This window comes from Pannonibacter phragmitetus, assembly GCF_050510895.1.
GTDB lineage: Bacteria > Pseudomonadota > Alphaproteobacteria > Rhizobiales > Stappiaceae > Pannonibacter > Pannonibacter phragmitetus_B.
The window spans coordinates 2890328-2910605 of record NZ_JBNINT010000001.1; the positions used below are offsets into that span (position 1 = coordinate 2890328).

7 protein-coding genes and 6 pseudogenes are annotated in these 20278 nt (G+C 62.8%); 7 read left to right on the top strand and 6 right to left on the bottom strand.

Annotated features, from left to right (window positions below; translation table 11 throughout):
* Positions 1–78 precede the first annotated feature (78 nt).
* Complete coding sequence (locus ACQB61_RS13735) at positions 79–501, bottom strand: DUF4440 domain-containing protein (protein WP_430513075.1); 423 nt, start codon at positions 499–501, stop codon at positions 79–81.
* 47 nt (positions 502–548) lie between these two features.
* Positions 549–1588: pseudogene (locus ACQB61_RS13740) on the bottom strand (ligase-associated DNA damage response exonuclease).
* Between the two features lie 152 nt (positions 1589–1740).
* Here ACQB61_RS13740 and ACQB61_RS13745 point away from each other — a divergent pair.
* Positions 1741–4265 (top strand): annotated as a pseudogene (locus ACQB61_RS13745) (ligase-associated DNA damage response DEXH box helicase).
* Positions 4262–4993 (top strand): ligase-associated DNA damage response endonuclease PdeM, encoded by a 732-nt coding sequence (pdeM, locus tag ACQB61_RS13750; protein ID WP_430513076.1) that lies wholly within the window; start codon positions 4262–4264, stop codon positions 4991–4993. The pseudogene ACQB61_RS13745 and the gene pdeM overlap by 4 nt, the downstream one beginning before the upstream one ends.
* Before the next feature lie 17 nt (positions 4994–5010).
* Here pdeM and ACQB61_RS13755 read toward each other — a convergent pair whose 3' ends face one another.
* The 3 genes and pseudogenes from ACQB61_RS13755 to ACQB61_RS13765 form a co-directional block, all read right to left on the bottom strand.
* Entirely contained in the window at positions 5011–5712 is a 702-nt protein-coding gene (locus tag ACQB61_RS13755; protein ID WP_430513077.1) for a TIGR02186 family protein, read from the bottom strand.
* Between the two features lie 94 nt (positions 5713–5806).
* Positions 5807–6723 (bottom strand): annotated as a pseudogene (locus tag ACQB61_RS13760) (sulfite exporter TauE/SafE family protein); the annotation flags it as partial.
* Positions 6724–6842: 119 nt separating this feature from the next.
* Positions 6843–10703: a peptidoglycan-binding protein gene (locus tag ACQB61_RS13765; RefSeq protein ID WP_430513078.1), complete on the bottom strand. Its 3861-nt coding sequence runs from the start codon at positions 10701–10703 to the stop codon at positions 6843–6845.
* Positions 10704–11525: 822 nt separating this feature from the next.
* Between ACQB61_RS13765 and ACQB61_RS13770 the strand changes: the two genes are divergently transcribed.
* The 5 genes and pseudogenes from ACQB61_RS13770 to ACQB61_RS13790 all read left to right on the top strand — a co-directional run bounded on the left by ACQB61_RS13770 (position 11526) and on the right by ACQB61_RS13790 (position 18216).
* Positions 11526–11990 (top strand): MerR family transcriptional regulator, encoded by a 465-nt coding sequence (locus ACQB61_RS13770; protein ID WP_430513079.1) that lies wholly within the window; start codon positions 11526–11528, stop codon positions 11988–11990.
* A 240-nt stretch (positions 11991–12230) separates the two neighbouring features.
* Complete coding sequence (locus ACQB61_RS13775; protein ID WP_430513080.1) at positions 12231–14021, top strand: acyl-CoA dehydrogenase C-terminal domain-containing protein; 1791 nt, start codon at positions 12231–12233, stop codon at positions 14019–14021.
* Between the two features lie 83 nt (positions 14022–14104).
* A pseudogene (locus ACQB61_RS13780) lies at positions 14105–14742 on the top strand (glutathione S-transferase family protein).
* Positions 14743–14766: 24 nt separating this feature from the next.
* Positions 14767–15974: pseudogene (locus ACQB61_RS13785) on the top strand (acetyl-CoA C-acetyltransferase).
* 23 nt (positions 15975–15997) lie between these two features.
* A pseudogene (locus ACQB61_RS13790) lies at positions 15998–18216 on the top strand (3-hydroxyacyl-CoA dehydrogenase NAD-binding domain-containing protein).
* Positions 18217–18475: 259 nt separating this feature from the next.
* Here ACQB61_RS13790 and ACQB61_RS13795 read toward each other — a convergent pair.
* Positions 18476–20134: a lysine--tRNA ligase gene (locus ACQB61_RS13795; RefSeq protein WP_430513081.1), complete on the bottom strand. Its 1659-nt coding sequence runs from the start codon at positions 20132–20134 to the stop codon at positions 18476–18478.
* Positions 20135–20278: the final 144 nt, after the last annotated feature.

Here is a 20278-nt window from a genome sequence, read left to right on the forward strand (position 1 = left end):
CTTGTTATAAAAAAGGCCCGCGTCTTTCCCGGACGCGGGCCTTTTTGTATCTGGTTCAGGCAGGAAGCCGCCGCAGGCTTATTGTTCGTTGACGATCATCGCAATGCGCCAGACCTCACCGTCAGAGACAAGGTGATAGTGGCAGGTGAACTCGAAGACGCTTTCGCCATCAGAGCTTTCCTGACGCCAGTCGAGGGTCACGAGCGCCGTTGGGCCTGAGATGTGCGCGGACACCACGTCGAATTCTGAGTAGGAGATGTTCTCCTTGTCGAGGGCATCGAGCAGGGCGTCGATGTTCTCCGCCAGCTCTTCCTCGTCATCAAAGACATAACCCTTTTCCATCTGCCAGATGGTCGCCGGCAGGGAGAAGCAGTCGATGAGCGCCTCTGCATCGGCATCGTTGAAGCCTGCGAGATAATCCTCGAAGAGTTCCGCAATGGCCGTTTCCAGCTCCTGCTCCGCAGGTTCTGCGGTGTCTTCGATCCCGTTGTTGTCCGCCATGGCCGTCTTCCTGGAAGGGCGCGGCAGATCTGCGGCGCGCCTCAAGCTTAAGTGTCAGTATCAGCCGGGGCAGAATCGGTTTCAGTTTCATCTTCCCCGTAGCCGATCATATGAAGAGGCCGTGCCTTGCGTCCAACGGTTTCACACCAGTGTACCAGTGCCTCCTCGGCGCCGTGGGTGACCCAGGTTTCCGCCGCTCCGGTTTCCAGCACCGTCCGGGTGAGATCCGGCCAGTCCACGTGATCGGAAATGACAAGCGGCAGTTCAGCTCCGCGCTGGCGGGCCCTGGCACGCACGCGCATCCAGCCGGAAGCCACCGCTGTCACCGGATCACCAAAGCGCCGTGCCCAGCGCCCGACAAGTTCTCCGGGCGGGCACAGCACAATCTCTCCGGCCAGCTCCTTGCCGTGCCTGCCCACGGGCTCGACCGGCCCCAGCGCAATGCCCCGGCTCTGGTAATAGGCCGTGATCTTTTCCAGTGCGCCATGCAGATAGATGGTCCGGTCATATCCCGCACGCCGCAGTTCCGCGATGACGCGCTGCGCCTTGCCCAATGCATAGGCGCCTACGAGATGCACCCGCTCGGGAAACAGCGCCAGCGATGCGATCAGCTTGCCAACCTCCTCCTCTGCATCGGGATGGCGGAAAACCGGCAGGCCGAAGGTTGCTTCCGTCACGAAGACATCGCAGGGGACAAGCTCGAAGGGCGTACAGGTGGGATCTGCCTGCCGCTTGTAATCGCCCGAGATGACGGCCCTTGCCCCCTCGCCTCCAGCACCACCTGCGCCGAGCCCAGCACATGTCCCGCAGGCCTGAGCGTCAGCGCAACGCCGCCAAGATCCAGCCGTTGTCCATAGGAAAGCGTTTGACGCTGGCCGCAGAAGCCCTCGCCATAGCGCAGGGCCATGATGTCCAGCGTTTCTTCCGTCGCCAGCACTGCCCCGTGCCCGGCCCTTGCATGGTCGGAATGAGCATGAGTGATGATCGCCCTTGGCACCCGACGCACCGGATCGACATGGGCGTTCGCCTCAGGGCAGAAGAGCCCCTCCGGTGTCAGATGCAGAAGACTGGATGCGGCAATGGACATGGGACGGAAGCATAGGGCCTTTGCGGCACTTTGCCAGAGGCAGGCATCATGTGAAACCCGCTTGATCCGAAAGAGCTTGGAGAGGCAACCGGCTGACCTATAATCATGTGGCAAGTCTCTCAACGCCTCAGGCTTCTGTGCAACTCTCGATCATGACCGCCTCTTCTCAGGATCAGCTTCTGCCCGAGCGCTTCCGCGCCTGGTTTGCCGCGCGCGGCTGGAGCCCGCGCGAGCATCAGCTTGCCTTGCTGGAGGTATTGGGCAGGGGCCAGTCGGCTCTTCTCATCGCGCCAACCGGCGCAGGCAAAACGCTGGCCGGCTTTCTGCCGAGCCTCGTTGAGCTGACCGCGAGAGGCCGCCCCAAGCCCGGCAGCGTTGAGAAAATGCGCCAGGGCGTGCATACGCTCTACATCTCCCCTCTGAAGGCGCTCGCCGTCGATATCGCCCGCAATCTGGAAACACCGGTGGCGGAGATGGACCTGCCGGTGCGGATCGAGACACGCACCGGCGACACCCCCACGCACAAGCGTCAGCGGCAGAAGCAGGCTCCGCCCGATATCCTGCTGACAACCCCGGAACAGATCGCCCTGCTGCTGTCCGACCCTACAGCCTCCGGCATGTTCAAGGGGTTGAAGACCATCGTTCTGGACGAACTCCATGCGCTGGTTACGTCCAAACGCGGCGATCTTCTGGCACTTGGCCTTGCCCGCTTGCGCCGCATCGCTCCGGATGTGCGGTTCGTGGGCCTGTCGGCAACGGTGGCAGAGCCGGATGACCTGCGCGCCTATCTGGTGGCACAGACCAATCCGGATGGCCGCTGCCTGAGCGAACTTGTCACTGTTTCGGGCGGAGCAGCGCCGGACATCACCATTCTCGATACCTCCGAGCGCGTCCCCTGGGCCGGGCATTCCGCACGCTATGCGCTGGATGACATCTACCGGCTTCTCAAGGCGCACCGGGTGACGCTGCTGTTCGTCAACACCCGCTCGCAGGCAGAAAGCCTGTTTCAGGATCTTTGGAAGATCAACGAGGACACCCTGCCCATCGCCCTGCACCATGGCTCGCTGGACGTGGGTCAGCGGCGCAAGGTGGAAGCAGCTATGGCCTCTGGTCAACTCCGTGCCGTCGTTGCAACGTCCTCCCTCGACATGGGCATCGACTGGGGCGATATCGATCTCGTCGTCAATGTGGGCGCCCCGAAGGGCGCCAGCCGCCTTGCCCAGCGCATAGGGCGCGCCAATCACCGCATGGACGAGCCCTCGCGTGCCGTTCTCGTGCCAGCCAACCGCTTCGAGGTTCTGGAATGCAGGGCAGCTCTCGAAGCGTCCACCAGCGGCGGGCAGGATACCCCGCCCCTGCGGCACGGTGCGCTGGATGTGCTGGCCCAGCACATTCTCGGCATGGGCTGCGCCGGCCCTTTGATGCAGATGAGCTTTATGCAGAAATCCGCGAGACGCAGACTTACCGCCATCTCGACCGGGAGACCTTCGCCCGCGTCCTCGATTTTGTGGCCACCGGCGGCTATGCGCTGAAAAGCTATGACCGTTACGCCAAGCTGAAACAGGGGCCGGACGGGCTGTGGCGCATCACCCATCCGCGCATTGCCCAGCAGTACCGGCTGAATGTGGGCACTATCGTCGAGGCGCCCATGCTGAAGGTGCGCCTGGTGCGCGGCAAGGAGCAAGGCCGCCGCACGCCGCTTGGCCGGGGTGGCCGGGTGCTTGGCGAGATCGAGGAATGGTTTCTGGAGCAGCTCGCGCCTGGAGACACGTTCCTCTTTGCGGGCGAGATCCTGCGGTTTGAAAGCATCATCGAGAACGAGGCCTTTGTCTCAAGGGCCAAGGCCGAAAAGCCGATGGTGCCCTCCTATCAGGGCGGCAAGTTTCCGCTCTCCACCTATCTGGCAGACGGCGTGCGGCGGCTTCTGTCCGAGCCGGACCATTGGCCGGCTTTGCCGGATCAGGTGCGCGAATGGCTGGAGCTCCAGCGGGCCAAGTCCCTGTTGCCCAGCCGCAGCGGCCTGCTGGTGGAGACCTTTCCGCGTGCGGGCAAAAATTATCTCGTCTGCTATCCCTTCGAGGGGCGCCTTGCTCACCAGACGCTCGGCATGCTGCTGACCCGGCGGCTGGAGCGGCTGGGGGCAAAGCCGCTGGGCTTTGTCGCCAATGACTATGCTCTGGCGATCTGGGGCTTGGGCGATCTGGATCTTCTCATCCGCACCGGCCGCCTGTCCCTCGACGCCTTGTTCGAGGAGGATCTTCTGGGCGACGATCTGGATGCCTGGCTGGCGGACTCCAGCCTTTTGAAGCGCACCTTCCGCTACTGCGCCGTCATTTCCGGCCTGATTGAGCGGCGCCATCCGGGATTGGAGAAATCGGGCCGTCAGGTCACGGTTTCGTCAGACCTCATCTATGACGTGCTGCGCCAGCATGAGCCCGACCACATCCTTTTGCGTGCAACATGGAACGATGCAGCAGAAGGACTTCTGGATATCTCCAGGTTGGGTGAACTTCTTTTAAGGATCAAGGGTCGAATCACGCATACTCATCTCGCAAGAGTTTCGCCTCTCGCCGTTCCCGTTCTGCTGGAAATCGGCAGGGAACCCATCTATGGCGAGGCTCAGGAAAGCATTCTGGCAGAAGCTGCGGATGATTTGATCGGGGAGGCCATGGCATGACGGCGCTCAGACAGCCGGGACAGATGCGGCGCGTAACGCCCGTGTGTCACGATATTGCCGTTGCCGGAACCTTGCTTGGTCTGCATGACAGCGGCGTTGTCTGGTGGGCTGAGGAAGCCACACTGATTGTCGCCGACCTGCATCTGGAAAAAGCCTCCTCCCTCGCCCGCCGGGGTGTCCTGTTGCCACCTTATGACACGGCAGCAACACTGGAACGCCTGGCACTGGTGATCGAGGCCTTCGAGCCTTCCCGTATCGTCGCCCTGGGGGACAGTTTCCATGATGCCGAAGGCTCTGACAGGCTCCCGCCTGCATACCGCGCCTTCCTCGCCACGCTGCAGCTCAACCGTGAATGGATCTGGGTAACCGGCAATCATGATCCGGTGGCGCCAGTGCGGCTCTGCGGGGAATGCGTTGACGAGCTGACCTTGGGCGGCCTCACATTCCGGCATGAGCCCTCGGAAGGCGCAGGCGCTGCGAAGGGCGAAGTCTGCGGACATCTGCATCCAGCGGCAAAGGTGCGCCGCTATGGCCGCTCGATCCGCCGTCCCTGCTTTGCCACGGACGGCACAAGGCTGGTCCTTCCGGCCTTTGGCGCATTGACTGGCGGGCTGAATGTGATGGACCCGGCCTTTGCTTCGGTTTTCCCGCCCCGCCGGTTTTCTGCCTTCCTCCTGGGGGCAGACAGGCTGTATCCCTTCACGGCCACCAAGCTGATCGCTGACTGATCTGACGATCTAACCGCTCAATCCCTTCGGAACACGACACCGGCAAGCCAGCCGGTAAAGACTGCCAGCATGATCGCTGCCAGCCCGTAAAGCGTTGGCTGCTCATGCGCCAGATCGAAGGTCATCTGCTCAAAGCCGGTCTTGGCCACCGTCAGCCCCTTCTGGTCGTGCGCCAGCATTTCTCCGTCCTTCAGAAGAAACGTGTCCACCGTATAGATGCCGACCGGCGTCGTCGCGGGAAGTGAAATGGTCGTGTGGAACATGGTTGGTGTCAGAAATTCGACCTTGCCCGGCTGGTCCACATATATGCCGTGCTCCCTGCGCAGCCGCAGAAATGCCTGACGGAAATTGGCTCTCTCGGCGAGCGGCATCTCGGAGTCAGGCCTCATCGGCAGATTGACATAGCTCGCCCCGATGCTGTTCTCCTCCAGCATCGGCCGGGCGCCCAATTCGCTTGCCGGATCGGTCGAGGACATGACGTAGAATGAGGGGACGCCGTAAAACGTCTCGGCTTCGCGGTTGACCCACAGTACGCCGAGGAAACGGCCCTTGCGGCGCGTTGTGACGTTCTCAGGCGGACCCTTCAGCACCACCGCCAGATCATAACCGGCATCAGGTGCAGAAACGCCGGACGGCAATTCCACCTGACCGAAGACAACGATCTTGGCCCCAGTGAAATTCGAAGCAATGCTGACCGTGTCTGCCGACAGGGCCGTCACCAGCCCCTCGGCGCGCGCAGCAGAAGGCAGTAAGGCTGCCGCCAGCACAAATGCAGCTGCAAGATGATGGGACAGCGAACGCATCACAGGCCCTCCCCTTGCGCACGGCGACCGAGTAGTACTCGGTCGGGGTAATAACAAGATCCACGGCAAAACGGACGCCCACCGCCAGCACCAGCAGCGCCAGCAGAAGCCGCAACTGGTCACCACGCAGTTTCTGCCCCATGCGAGCGCCAAACTGCGCCCCGATGACACCACCGATCATCAGCGTCAGTGCCAGCACGATGTCGATCGTCTGCGTGCTCATGGAGTGGAACAGAGTGGCCGATGCCATGGTGAAAAGGATCTGCATCAGCGAGGTGCCGATGACGATGCTGGTCGGCATGCGCAGCAGATAGATCATCGCCGGCACCATCATGAAGCCGCCGCCGATACCCAGCACCGTGCCAATGAAGCCAATGCCCGCCCCCAGCACGATCACCGGAATAACGCTGAGATAAAGCTTGGACTTGCGGAACCGCACCTTGAGCGGCAGGCCGTGGATCCAGTTGTGCTGCCCTGGCCTGCGGGCCGTGCGAACTGTGCCCGCCCGGCGCTGCCGGATGGCACGCAGGGATTCCACCAGCATCAGACCGCCAACCGTGCCAAGGAAAGTCACATAGGAAATGGCAATCACCACATCCAGCTGCCCAAGCGACTGGAGGATATCGAAAAGCCATGCCCCAACCGCCGACCCGACGATACCGGCACTCAGCAAAATCAAGGCCATCTTGATGTCGATGGCGCCGCGCCGCCAGTAGGTCAGCACGCCTGATGCCGAAGACGCGACCGTCTGTGTGGTCACGGTCGCGACGGCCACAGCGGGGGAATGCCGGAGAAAATGAGAAGCGGCGTCAGCAGAAAGCCGCCGCCAATGCCGAAAAGCCCGGACAAGAAGCCCACGGTGCCACCCATGCCGAAGATCATGAACATGTTCACCGAAATCTCGGCGATGGGCAGATACAGTTGCACGGGCTCAATACCGGCTTGCGGCGGCCGCGCGGGGCGCGGTGCCTGAACGGAAAGACACGTGTTAAAAGGGCTGCTTTTGCGGCCCTGTCAACCTTGGAATTTCAGCAACCCGCTCACGTTCAGATCGAACGTCCGAGCAAAGCCCTGATCAGACCAGCATCCACGGTTCCGGTTACCGGAAGGTTGGCATTGCGCTGAAAAGCTTCAATTGCAGAACGGGTCTTCGGCCCCATGGAGCCATCAGCCAGACCAGGATCGAAACCGAGCTTCTGCAACAGCGCCTGAACCTGGATGACTTCGTTCACCTCTCCACCAGCAGCCGCATTCACCGGCATGGCAATTGCGGCCTCATCCCAGGAGGGATCCAGCAGAACCGTGTTGGCTGCCGGATTGAGGTCCTTCAGCTTGAACGTATCGACCGCAAGACGGGCAGCGGCAAGACCGTTGGCGTCGAGCATGTTGGCCACATCATCACGCTTGCGGGCAGCTTCCGCATCTCCGCCGCGCGCGGCAATGGCAAACCACTTGTAGCTTTCGACCAGATCCTTCTGCACACCAATGCCCCGGGCATAGAGGATGCCCAGATTATAGAGGCTGTCGGCAACGCCATGTTCAGCTGCCGACTTGAACCACTTGGCTGCCGCTGCCATGTCCGGCTGGGCTTCAGCGCCTTCGGCGTAGATCACGGCCAGATTATGCATGGCCTTGGCATTTCCGGCTTCCGCAGCCTTCAAATAAAGGTCCCGTGCCTTGGTGATGTCGCGCGGCACACCACGGCCCTTTTCATAAAGGCTTGCGAGACGGTACTGCGCGGGAGCAAGCCCCTTGGCAGCTGCGCGCTCATACCAGCGTGCGGCTTCCGCCAGATCCGGCGTGACACCCTTGCCTTCGGTGTAATGAACTCCGATCTGGAACTCCGCCGCCGCGTTGCCTGCAGCAGCGGCGCTGCGCAGAGCCATCGGCCCTGAGGTCTCCGGCGGCAAGACGCCAGCATCTGCACCAGACTGCGGATCGGCGGCCGCCAGACTGGCGGATGGCTGCTGCGGCCCGGTGACAAACGGCGTATCGCCGAACTTGCCGCTGATCGCGGGCGGGGCAAAGGCCAGATCTGGAGCCATTTCCGGCGCATTGACTGAAGGCTGTCCAGAGGCGGACGGCGGCACCTGTGCCGCAGGCATCTGCTCCAGCGGCATGGCTTCACCCGCTGGCGGGGTCACGTTGCGGGCAGGCGCTTCTGCCACCTGCGTCTGCCCTGCCGTTGAACCGGGCTTTGCCGGAGCTGCGTCGAGAGCATCAGAAATGTCCTGCTCGGTCAGCTCCAGAACAGGCTGCGTGCCGGTGCCATCGGAAGCTTCCGCAAGCTGCTTGCCCTCGTCCTGAGCCTCAGGCGCCGATGCCGTATCACCTTCTCCGCTCGACAGACGGAAAACCTGCAGCGTGCCGATGGCCAGAACGACTGCAGCCGCCGCCAGCAGGATCGCACGCTTGCGCCCAGCGCCAAACAGGCTGCTGCCACTGCCCGCTGCTGCTTCGTCGCGGATATCGGCGGCAAGACCGGACAGATCAAGCTCACCGGCAACCTTGCTTTCATCTGCCTGGGCCTTCTGCGGCTTGCCGACCAAAGGTTCGATCTTGGCGCGGCCGGATTCCTCCGCCGCTTTCTCGGGCTTGCGGACGTCAGCCTTTACGGCGGCCTTGTCAGTGTCCCGGCGCAGGGCACGGCGGAACCAGCTGGCGCGGCTATCGCTGGCAGCTTCCTCACCTTCGTCCTGCTCGAGCTTCGTCTGCTGCTGAACTTCGGCCGATGCCGCATGGGCTGCGCGGCGGGCAGCTGCAATAAAATCGGCCTTGCGGTCGCGGGTGCGGTCGCGCGGGCGTTCACTCTCTCCGGTGGCAGCACTCTGCGGAAGGCCGGGCAGCGGAACACGGCGGGTGCTGCGGGCCTCACCGGCCGGGCGGGAAGCGGCTCCACGGCCCAGCGTGCTGCGTTCCAGCGTGTCGAGCCGGTCGGTGATGCCAGTCAGAATGGACTGCACGCCATCAAAGGTGCTGCGGGTCCGGGTCTCGGAACCCTGAGCAGCATCCATGAGCCGGCGCAGGTCGTCGCGCAGCGCACCAATGGCGCCGTCATATTCGTCGTTGGCTGGAGCCTTCTCCATCACGGCCCGGCGTGCGGCCTTTTCGGCCACTTCGATCACTTCCTCGCGGGTAGCGCGCAGGTTGGTCTCGATGCGGGAAAGTACTTTCTCAATCCCAGCAACGCTGGACAGGCGGCCTTGCGTTGCCTGAAGCTGATCCGCCAGCGCGCTGATCTTGCCGGTGATCTGGTCAAGGCGGCGGTCATCGAAGCTTTCGCCGCCCCGGGAGACGGCGTCCGCCAATTCGCTGATGCGCGCTTCAAGCGCCGCTACGGAGGGCGCGGGCTGCTCAACTGACCGGCGGATTCCGGCGATTTCGCTGCGCAGCGCGGCCATATCCTCAGCCGTGACGCTGTCACGCGGCGCGGACAGGCGGCCAGACAAATCCGAGATCTGCCGCTCAAGCTGGGCCAGCATCTGCGCTTCAAAGGCGCTGCCTTCGCCGAAGGACGGCAGGTTCACCGGCTGGCTGGCACGTTCTTCAATGCGGGCAATCTGGCTGTGAATGCCGTCGAGACGGGTTTCCAACTCGGCAAAGGCGCGATCATACGCCGGCTGTGCAGCGCCGCCCTGCTCGATGCCGGAAAGCCTGTCCATGATTTCGTCGAGACGGTTGTCCACCTGCCCGAAGCGGGCATCATCACGCCCGGCGCGGCCGTTCTCGCGCGACAGCATGCCGAAGATTTCCTCCAGCCGCCCGTTGAGGCGGTCAAGAGCTTCGGCATCCGGCATGCGGTCTTCCATCGCAGAAAGGCGGTCATCGAGGCCGCGCTGTTCACGCGCCAGGATTTCCAGCTCGTCCAGACGGCTGGCGACAAAGCGGATACGATCATCCACCGAACCGATGAGCCCGGTAAAATCGACCTGCTCGACAAGGCGGCGCATGTCGCGCAGTTCCTGGCGCAGCGGCTCGATGTCGGGCCGGGAATGGGAGCGCAGCAGGCTTTCCACCCGGTCGGCGATGTCGCCCACCCGGCCTTCCAGCACCATCAAATGTTCGGCGCGGGGCAGCGAGGCAAGGCCATCCTCGATTTCGACCAGACGGGCGCTGAGATTGCGTACGACCCTCGGATCAACGGCAGAACGGGTCAGTTCGTCCAGCCGCTGCACCACATGGGCATAGCCCATTTCCAGAGACTTGAGCGTGCCATCCACATTGGTCTGGCCGATCAGAGACTTGAGGCTCGAGATCTCGCCGCGCAGTTCCTTCGCCAGACGGTCATTGCCTCCGCCGGCACGCAGGCCCTCGACCATCTCCGCCAGACGGCGCATTTCACGCCGGTCGCTGTCATCGCGCCGGGCGGCGGGCATGTTGCCAATGGCTTCGCGCAGGGAACCGATTTCCTGGCGCACCACATCCAGTGCTTCTTCCTGCGGCTGGCGCAGGGCGTCAATGCGGCGGGCAAGATCCTGATAGAGATGGCGGGATTGTTCTTCTCCGTCACGGGCGGCCTGCTTGGCGGCACTCGGGCGGGAGGCGCCGCGGGAGCGGTGTTCCTGTGTCTCGAAGTCTTCCTCGATCAGCCGCTCCAGCGGGCTGCCACGGCGGCGCGGCTGTGCAGAGGCGCGGCTCGGAGTGCGGGCGGCGAAATCTTCTTCGTCATCCAGCTCCGCACCGGCTGCCAGTTCCTCGAAGTCATAGCCAGGCACACCACGGCTCTTCTTCGGCGCGGCGGAGCGCTGGGACTGCGGACGGCGGGCCGCAGCACGTGCAGGAGCACGGGCGGGCACTTCGTCTTCGTAATCCTCATCCTCGAAATGAGAACCGTAGTCAGTGCTGTCGAAGTCTGCCTCATCTTCCGGTGCATCATGGTGCCGGACGGGCGAGGACAGGGTTTCCACCCGGCGGTCCAGACGCTCCAGCGCCTCAAGAACGGCATCGATCCGTCCGGATGCTGCCGGGCGGGAGGGGCCGCGTCCTGGCGCAGACGCGCGGAGCGCTCGTCCCGTTCTGCAACGTCATGGGCCGCACGGCGGCGGCTTTCTTCGGGCTTGCGGCGGGCGCGCTGACGGCTGTTCATCAGGCGGTCCAGCTCGCTTGCTACCTCTTCCAGTTCCTGCGCAGTTTCGGAGGCGTGGCTTGCCCGGCCGAAATTGCCAGCAGCAGTAGATGTGCGCGTCAGCCGCTCGACGCGCTCCTGCGGACGCTCTGCCCGAAGGCCGTAGCCCGTCTCAAGCCCGTCATCCTCTTCGTCATATCCCGGACCGCCCCAGCCGTCATTGCTACGCCGGGCATATCCCGCGTCATGACGTACGCTGCCGCTTTCAGGCTTGCGGGTTTTCCAAGAGGACATTGACTGAACCTGGCCTTGCGGTCGTGCTGACCATTGAACACAAGAGATGCTGCAGAAGCCCGGAACGCGATACTGACTTGGCAACGAAGCAATTGATGAATCTTTGTCGTGTTAGGGTAAACACCGCGTTAACTGGCGCCGCATGTTGCAACAGCAGGCCACTAGAAACGTGCCCCCGCCGGGGTGTTTGTCAAAAAATCGCGTAAGGTCACTGGACCATTCCGTAAACGTAAGGTAAGGCAGAGACAAGCAGGCGGTCTCAGGCCCTTCCTCCTCACGAGCCGTAGTGCCCAAGGGCAACCGCCCGCATGCATGTCAGATTTTCAGAAATAAGCAGGTTCGGCCACAAGCGGACGGACAGGACGAGGCAATGAGCGAAGCACTTTCCATTCAGGACGGCAACGAGATTGCCGATGTCGTTGCCGCAGCCGACGACAGCACCAAGAAGATACAGTTCACCATTGGTGACCTTGCCAAGGAATTCGGCGTCACCCTTCGCACCCTGCGCTTCTATGAAGACCGCGGCCTGCTGAACCCCAAGCGGGACGGCCTCAACCGCGTGTACACCCGCCGCGACCGGGCCCGCCTGAAGCTCGTCGTCATGGGCAAGCGCGTCGGCTTCTCGCTCTCCGAGATCCGCGACATGCTGGATCTCTATGACCTGCGCGACGGCCAGGTTACGCAGCTGCGCGTCGCCCTCTCCCGCTTCAACGAACAGATTGCCGTGCTGGAAACCCAGCGCAAGGACATTGATCAGGCGATTGAAGAGCTCTCGCGCACCGTCGCCATTGTCTCCGGCATGCTGAAGCATAAGGAAAACGAAGGCGGGGAGTGATCGCTGCCGGACGGCTTTTTTGCCTTTCCGGTGTCATTTTCACGCACCAGACCGCCAAAACCGGGGCATTCGCTCCGGTTTTTCGCGTTTCATGGTACGGTTTTCATTCATTTCACGCAAAAACAGGCGTACCTTCCCCAAGGACATGGCTTGCCCGCCCGAAAATTGAGACGTATATATCGGGAGAGGTGACGTTTACGGAAACGTCAACTGCCAACGGTTACGTTCTGGGAGGAATTGATGCCGGCTTACCGTGCTCCCGTCGAAGACACCCTCTTCTTGCTCAACGATGTGTTCGGCTACGAACGCTACAGCAATCTTCCCGGCTTTGCCGATGCTGCACCCGATCTGGTGGAAGCGATCCTGCGCGAAGGCGCCAGGTTCTGCGAGGAAATCGTCCAGCCACTGAACCAGACCGGCGATCAAGAAGGCTGCACCCGCCATGAAGATGGCCGGGTCACCACACCCAAAGGCTTCAAGGTTGCCTATGACGCATATTGCGAAGGCGGCTGGGGCGGGCTTTCCGTTAACCCGGACTTTGGTGGCCAGGGCCTTCCGCACACGCTCGCCATGATCATGGCTGAATACATGTCCTCCGCGAACATGGCCTTTGCCATGTATCCGGGCCTGACGGCCGGCGCCATCGCCGCCCTCACCCTGCATGGCACGGATGAGCAGAAGGCCGTCTATCTGCCGAAGATGGTGGCAGGCACCTGGACCGGCACGATGAACCTGACCGAGCCCCATTGCGGCACGGATCTGGGCCTCATCCGCACCAAGGCTGTGCCGCAGGGCGACGGCAGCTATGCCATCTCCGGCACCAAGATCTTCATTTCCGCCGGCGAACACGACATGGCGGAGAACATCATCCATCTGGTGCTGGCCCGCATCGAGGGCGCGCCGGAAGGCGTGAAGGGCATCTCGCTCTTCGTGGTGCCGAAGTTCGTCCCTGATGCCGATGGCACACCGGGCGAGCGCAACGGCGTTTCCTGCGGCTCCATCGAGCACAAGATGGGCATCCACGGCAATGCCACCTGCGTCATGAACTATGACGGCGCACGCGGCTGGCTGGTCGGCGAGGAGCACAAGGGCCTGCGCGCCATGTTCACCATGATGAACGAGGCCCGCCTCGGCGTCGCGGTGCAGGGGCTGGCCCAGTCCGAAGTGGCCTATCAGAACGCTGTCATCTACGCCAAGGACCGCATCCAGGGCCGCGCCCTGACCGGACCGAAGGCCGCAGACAAGGCCGCGGATCCGATCATCGTGCATCCGGACGTGCGCCGCGTGCTCATGTCGATCCGCTCCTTCAACGAGGCCGCCCGCGCTCTGGTGCTGTGGACCGCGCTGAAGGGGGACGTATCGCACCGCTCCGAAGACGAGGCCGAGCGCGTCAAGGCCGACGACATGATGGGGCTGATGACCCCGGTTCTGAAGGGTGTGCTCACCGACACCGGCTTTGCCAATGCGGTGAATGCCCAGCAGATGTTCGGCGGGCACGGCTACATTGCCGAATGGGGCATGGAGCAGTTCGTCCGCGATGCCCGTATCGCCATGATCTACGAGGGTGCCAACGGCATTCAGGCGCTGGATCTCGTGGGCCGGAAGCTTCCGGCCAATGGCGGGCGTGCCGTCATGGCCTTCTTTGAAGAGGTTGGCGCCTTCCTGAAGGCCCACAAGGAAGACGAGGCGCTTGCGCCCTACACCAAGCCGCTGAAGCAGGGGCTCGACCATCTTCAGGCCGCGACCATGTGGTTCATGCAGAACGCCATGAGCAACCCGGACAACGCGGGCGCTGGCTCCACCGACTACATGCACCTCTTCGGGCTGGTCGCTCTTGGCTACATGTGGGCACAGATGGCCAAGGCAGCGCAGGCCAAGATTGCCAGCGGCGAAGAGACGGAGCGTTTCGAGGCCAAGGTGACCTTCGGGCGTTACTTCATGGAACGGACCATGCCGGAAACGGGTGCGCATCTGGCCCGCATTACCAGCGGCTCTGCCACCATGATGGCCCTTGCGGCGGACGCATTCTAAGTCTCTGATACGCCATAGCCCCGGACGTCATGCCCGGGGCAGCCCCGCAAGAGAAAAGCCCGCCGCTGCGGGCTGGAGGTTTCATGGCCGAGTATGTCCTGCATTGTTTCGCCCAGTCCGGCAACGCCTACAAGGTTGCCCTCATGCTCCAGCTTGCCGGAGCGGAGTGGGAAGCCCGCTTCTGCGACTTCTTCAACGGCGCCACCCGCACGCCGGAGTTTCGCGCTGACGTGAACGAAATGGGCGAGATTCCGGTGCTGGAACACAAGGGCCTGAAGCTCAGCCAGTCTGGCGTCATACTTGATTATCTCGCCGAGGAACTGGGCGAATTCGGCGCCCACACGGAAGATGAAGCCCGCGAAATCCTGCGCTGGGTGCTGTTCGACAACCACAAGCTCACCAGCTACACCGCGACGCTCCGCTTCCTGCGCCAGTTTGCCGGCACCGGCGAAACGCCGGTCACGGCCTTCTTTGAGGCACGCGCCAAGTCCGCCTATGCCATTCTCGACAAGCATCTGGAAGGGCGCCGCTTCGTGGCGGCTGACAGGCCGACCACCGCGGATCTGTCCCTGTGCGGCTATCTCTTCTGGCCTGAAGAGATCGGCATCGACTTTACCCCTATTCCAACATCGCCCGCTGGCTGGATGCAATCCGCGCCCTGCCCGGCTGGGTGCACCCTTATGAACTCATGCCGGGGCACCCGCTGCCCGCCAAGGCCTGACAAGAAACACATCAGGAGGAATCCATGCCCGAGGCCTATGTATTCGACCATGTGCGCACCCGCGCGGGCGCGGCAAGAAGGACGGCAGCCTGCACGAGGTGACCGCCGTCCGCCTTGCCGCCACCGCGCTGGAGGCGCTGCGCGACCGCAACAAGCTGGACACCCGTCAGGTGGACGATCTGCTGCTGGGCTGCGTCGATCCCATTGGCGAGGCTGGCGGCGACATTGCCCGTGCGGCGGTGTTTGCGGCTGGCTATGACAACTCGGTCCCGGGCATGCAGATCAACCGCTTCTGCGCTTCTGGCCTTGATGCGGTGAACATGGCCGCCGCGCAGGTCATGTCCGGCCAGCATCAGCTGGTCGTGGCTGGCGGCGTGGAAAGCATGAGCCGCATCGGCATCGGCGCATCGGGCGGTGCCTGGCCGGTCGATCCGCAGGTGGCCCTGCCCTCCTATTTCATGCCGCAGGGCGTCTCGGCGGATCTCATCGCCACCAAATACGGCTTCACCCGCGACGACTGCGACGCCTATGCGGTGGAGAGCCAGAAGCGGGCGGCGAACGCCTGGGACAAGGGCTATTTCAACAAGTCCGTGGTGCCGGTGAAGGATGTCAACGGCATCACCATCCTTGCCCGTGACGAGCACATGCGCCCCGGCACGGACATGCAGTCGCTGGCCTCGCTCAACGCCTCCTTCGAGATGATGGGTGCCATGGGCGGCTTTGATGCGGTGGCAATTGCCGCGCACCCAGAGCTTGAAAAGGTGCGCCACGTGCACCACGCGGGCAACTCCTCCGGCATCGTTGACGGCGCCGCCGCCGTGCTGATCGGCTCACGCAAGGCCGGCAAGTCGGCTGGCCTCAAGCCCCGCGCCCGCATCCGCGCCTTCGCCAACATCGGTTCGGAGCCCGCGCTGATGCTGACCGGCCCGGTGGATGTGACGGAAAAGCTGCTCGCCAATTCCGGCATGAAGCTGAAGGACATCGACCTGTTCGAGATCAATGAGGCTTTCGCCTCCGTGGTGCTGCGCTACCGGCAGGCCTTCGACCTTGATCCTTCGGTGGTCAACGTCAATGGCGGAGCCATCGCGCTCGGCCACCCGCTGGGCGCCACCGGCGCCATGATCCTCGGCACGGTTCTCGATGAACTGGAACGCCGTGACCTGAACACTGCCCTTGTCACCCTCTGCATCGGCGCCGGCATGGGCACGGCGACGATCATCGAGCGCGTGTGACAAGAGACCGGAGGAGACAAGCCATGACCTACAAGAACTTCACTCTTGAAACCGGCGCCGACGGCATCGCCCTGATCACCTGGGACATGAAGGACAAGTCGATGAACGTCATCGACATCTCCGTTATGGACGATCTGGAGGCCATTGTTGCCCATGTGGCGACGACGGACGTCATCAAGGGCGCCATCATCACGTCCGGCAAGGCCGCCTTCTCGGGCGGTGCGGACCTGACCATGCTGGAAGGCCTGCTCAAGGGCTTCCATGCCGAGCGAGCCAAAGACCAGGAAGCGGCCGCAAAGGCCCTGTTCGAGGGCTCCCGACGCCTGTCGCTGATCTACCGGAAGCTGGAGACCTGCGGCAAACCCTTCGTTGCTGCCATCAACGGCACCTGCATGGGCGGCGGCACCGAGCTGGCGCTTGCCTGCCACGCCCGCGTGGCCGCCGAAGACGACAGCTTCAAGATGGGCCTGCCGGAAGTGAAGGTGGGCCTCTTCCCCGGCGCAGGCGGCACCCAGCGCGTCATGCGCATGACGGATGCACAGGCTGGCCTTCAGTTCCTGCTTCAGGGCCAGACCCTGCGCGCCGCCAAGGCCAAGCAGATGAAGCTGGTGGACGAGACGGCAGCACCGAAGAAGCTGGTCGAGACCGCCCGCAAGATGCTGCAGGCAGGCGTCAAGCCGGTGAAGCCGTGGGACGAGAAGGGCTTCAAGCTGCCGAACGGCCCGGTCTATTCCCCCGCCGGTTTCCAGTTCTGGCCCGCCGCCAACGCCATCTACCGGCGTGAGACCCACGACAACTACCCCGGCGCCCGCGCCCTGCTGAAGTCCGTCTTCGAAGGGCTGCAGCTGCCAATGGATCTCGCCCTGCAGGTGGAAAGCCGCTACTTCGCCAATGTGCTGCAGAGCCCGGAAGCGGCAAACATGATCCGCTCGCTCTTCGTCTCCATGCAGGAGCTGAACAAGGGCGCCCGCCGTCCACAGGATGTGAAGCCCAACAAGATCAAGAAGATCGGTGTGCTCGGCGCCGGATTCATGGGTGCAGGCATTTCCTATGTCACGGCCAAGGCCGGGATCGACGTGGTGCTGATCGATCGCGATCAGGCCGCCGCCGACAAGGGCAAGGCCCATTCGGACGAGCTGATGAGCAAGGCCGTTTCGCGCGGCCACGCAACGGCGGACGAAAAGGAAAAGCTCCTCGCCCGCATCACTCCGACGGACAACTATGACCTTCTCGCCGACTGCGATCTGGTGATCGAGGCCGTGTTCGAGGACCGTGAGGTCAAGCGCGTGGTGACGGAAAAGGCCGAGGCGGCGATGAAGGCTCGCGCCATCTACGCCTCCAACACCTCCACCCTGCCGATCACCTCACTGGCGGAAGCCTCGTCCCGTCCGAAGAACTTCATCGGCATCCACTTCTTCTCGCCCGTCGACAAGATGATGCTGGTGGAAGTGATCCTCGGCAAGAAGACCTCGGACAAGGCGCTGGCCATGGCGCTGGACTACATCAAGGCCATCAAGAAGACGCCGATTGTCGTCAACGACAGCCGCGGCTTCTACACATCGCGTGTGGTTATGACCTACATCCGCGAAGGCCTGATGATGCTGGCCGATGGCGTTCCGGCGGCCATGATCGAGAACGCGGGCAAAATGGCCGGCATGCCGGTCGGCCCGCTGTCGCTGGGCGATGAAGTGGCACTGGATCTGGCCTGGAAGATCGTCTCGGCTACCCGCAAGGACCTTGGCGTCAACTATGTGGAAGGTCCGCTCGACAACATCCTTGAAGAGATGGTGGTCAAGCGCGAGCGCTTCGGCCGCAAGAACGGCAAAGGCTTCTATGACTATGCAGGCAAGGAAAAGAGCCTGTGGCCCGGCATTCCGGACGTCGTGGGCAAGCCCAAGGCAGCCGAAGCCTTCAACATCGACGAACTGAAGCAGCGGCTTCTGGTGATGCAGGCGCTGGAAACCGCCCGCATCTTCGAGGAAAAGTGTCTGACGGATGTGCGCGAGGCTGATGTTGGATCGATCCTCGGCTTCGGCTTTGCCCCTACACCGGCGGCACGCTGAGCTACATCGACATGATGGGCACCCATGCCTTCGTGGAGCTTTGCAAGAAGTTCACCAAGAAGTGGGGTCCGCGCTTCAAGCCCAACCGCCTGCTGCGCGAAATGGCCAAGACCAACGAAACTTTCTACGGCAAGTTCCCGCCCAAGGCAGAAGCTGCCGCGACAGCAGAAGCCGCCTGACAGGTTTCAAAAGCAATCTCCAGCGCCCGGCCATGTGCCGGGCGTTTTGCTTTTGCCCTGTCGATCTATGTGAAGCGGTGATGGAACGGGCATGTCGCAGTGCTGCCCGTCTGGAGAGATCACGGCATGGATGCCATGGCTCGACCATGGCATCCATGCCGTTACCCATCATCGCGAGAAACAGTGCGACCGCCCCAGAAACAAAACCGCCGCAGCCCTTGCAGGCTGCGGCGGCTCAAAACGTCAAAACTCCAGAGGCTCAGGCGGCGAGTTCGCCGCTGAGGGCCTTGGCGATCAGAGCGCGGGTCTCGGCAATGCCGTAGAGCGCCACGAAGGAGCCGAAGCGCGGGCCCTGTTCGAGGCCCAGCAGCACTTTGTAAAGTGCCTGGAACCAGGCCACCGACACACCGGGGCCACCGTCCGGGCTCTTCTTCGTCTGGTCCTGATACCGCTCGATCTTGCGCGCAACATCGAGAACCGCGTCCTGAATTGTGTTGCCATCGGCACCCGCCGGAAGGGCCGCCAGCGATGCATCGAGCGCTTCGAGAGCAGCCCGTTCCACATCGTCCGGAGCGCGGAACTGCTTGGACGGCTTCACGAAGTCATCGAAGTAGCGGATGGCATAGGTGACGAGTTCGTCCAGCTTCGGATGGGTGTCCTTCGTCACGCCCGGCGCATAGCGGGTGATGAAAGCCCAAAGCACGTCCTTGTTCTCGGCGTTGGAGGCCGACACGAGGTTCAGCAGCATGGCGAAAGGCACCGGCGAGCTGATTTCCGGCACGTTGCCGGAATGGATGTGCCAGGCCGGGTTCATCAGCTTCTGTTCCGGCGTCATCTCCGCGAACTTGCCTGCGAAGGCAAGATACTCATCCACGGCACGCGGGATCACGTCGAAATAGAGCTTCTTCGCGGTCTTCGGCTTCTGGAACATGTAGAGCGCAAGGCTCTCCGGCGAGGCATAGGTCAGCCACTCGTCGATGGTCAGGCCGTTGCCCTTGGACTTGGAGATCTTGGAGCCATCATCAGCCAGGAACAGCTCGTAGACGAAATGCTCCGGCGGAGTGCCGCCCAGCACCTGACAGATGCGGTCATAGACCGGCATGTTGGGGCCGTGGTCCTTGCCGAACATCTCGAAGTCAACGCTGAGCGCGGCCCAGCGGGCGCCGAAGTCCGGCTTCCACTGCAGCTTCACCTTGCCGCCGGTGACCGGCAGGGTCACGTCCGTGCCGTCCTCATCCTCAAACGTGATAGTGCCTTCGCGGGCATTCACGTCCTTCATCGGCACATAGAGCACGCGGCCGGAAATGGGCGAAATCGGCAGGAACGGACTGTAGGTGGCGCGGCGCTCTTCGCCGAGCGTCGGCAGCATCACGTCCATCAGCTCCTGGTACTTCTCGACGGCCTTCAAGAGGATGCCGTCCAGCTTGCCGGACTTGTAATACTCGGTCGCGCTGGCGAATTCGTACTCAAAGCCAAAAGTGTCGAGGAAGCGGCGCAGCATGGCGTTGTTGTGGTCGCCAAAGCTCTTGTAGTCCCCGCCGAAGGGGTTCGGCACCACCGTCAGCGGCATCTGCAGATAGGGCTTCAGCGCTTCCTGATCCGGCACGTTTTCCGGGATCTTGCGCATGCCGTCCATATCGTCGGAGAAGCACAGCAGGCGGGTCGGGATCTTGTCCTCGGTGAGGATGCGGAAGGCCGTGCGCACCATGGTCGTGCGCGCCACCTCGCCGAAGGTGCCGATGTGGGGCAGGCCCGAGGGGCCGTAGCCCGTCTCGAACAGGACCGGGATCGAGGGATCACGTTTCTCGATGCGCTTTACCAGTTTGCGGGCTTCCTCGAACGGCCAGGCCTTGGAGGTCCGGGCCGCCTCGACAAAAGCGGGCGACAGGTCAAGCGCAGGGAGGGAACGTTCACTCATAATCTCAGATGGTCCGTAATGTTTTCGGAATCCGGTTCCGTTGCCTGCGTGATCCTGCAGGCGGCCGGAGCGCGGACACTAGAAAAGGCGCGGCCTTGCGTCAATCAAACTCTGGCAACAGAACCGCAGGACAGGCACAAATAT